This is a genomic window from Nitrosomonas sp. Nm84 (assembly GCF_003201565.1).
In the GTDB taxonomy this organism is placed as follows: domain Bacteria; phylum Pseudomonadota; class Gammaproteobacteria; order Burkholderiales; family Nitrosomonadaceae; genus Nitrosomonas.
The window spans coordinates 1-1,069 of the sequence record NZ_QJJP01000088.1 but is presented as its reverse complement, the minus strand read 5'-3'; the positions used below and the strand labels follow the sequence as shown (position 1 = coordinate 1,069).

At 50.4% G+C, this 1,069-nt stretch carries 1 pseudogene; it reads right to left on the bottom strand.

The features are described 5' to 3' along the window. Nucleotides 1–152: 152 nt before the first annotated feature. Nucleotides 153–953, bottom strand: a pseudogene (gene istA, locus C8R34_RS16210) (IS21 family transposase); the annotation flags it as partial. Nucleotides 954–1,069: the final 116 nt, after the last annotated feature.

Below are 1,069 nucleotides of genomic sequence, written 5' to 3'. Positions count from 1 at the left end.
CCAACACCAGCTCAACGGCGACTAGCACCGCTTCGAGCCCATGCATTGGTACCAGGCTGAGTACTTTTGCCATGATTCGATCAGCCTGCTGACGTTCTCTACGCCGCAATGCTGTTTGCAACTGCAACAGGGGCGCCGGTAATTCAGCAAATGGCGCGCCGTTGCGCAAGGCACCCGAATTGCTGCTGTTTGGCTTCATTCCAAAGGCGGCGGCGCATATCCTGAACATTCTTCTCGACGACGCCTTTCTCCCAGCCGGAAGCAACATTGCAGAAATCCGGATCAAACAGATAATGCGCCGTCATCGCAAAGAAGCGCGTATTGACTATTCGCCCATTACCTTTGGACACCTTGTCCACGGCCGTCTTCATGTTGTCGTAAATGCCACGTTTCGGCACACCGCCAAAAGCTGTGAATGCACGAGTATGAGCTTCAAACAACATCTCGTGGCTTTGTGACGGATAACCCGACAACATGAAAGCACGACTGGCGCATAGCTTGGTGTGTGCCGCCAACACCTTGCGGTGAATGCCGCCAATCACCAGCCACTCTTCGCTCCAGTCAAACTGAAAAGCTTCACCCAACGTAAACCGCAGCGGCACATACACCGATTTACTCTGATTGCCTTGATTACGCCACCCTCGGATAAAATCGCAAACAATGCTATAACCGCCCGTATAGCCTTCGTTCAATATCTCTTTGAACAGCATCAACGCTGTGCGCCGATCCTTCTTCGGACGACGTGCATCCGCTTCTAGCGCCAACAGCAACCTGGATTCAAATAGTGTCAGCTTGCCAGGCTTCTTCGCTCTCTGATATTTAACCGCGCTGTCGTTTGGCGCTTTCAACCACTTCTTTATCGTGTTCCGTGACAGACTCGTTCGGCGCTGAATCTCATTAATTGACAGATGTTCACGGTAATACATCCGCCGTATCTTTGCATACATAACCATGGTAATCACCTCTTAAATTCTCCCGCCTAAAATTTAGGCAAGATACGTGAATTACCTGGTCAGTTTTCAACCGGTACAACTAGGCTTTTAGTGTCAAGTTTCGATCGGTGTCAACA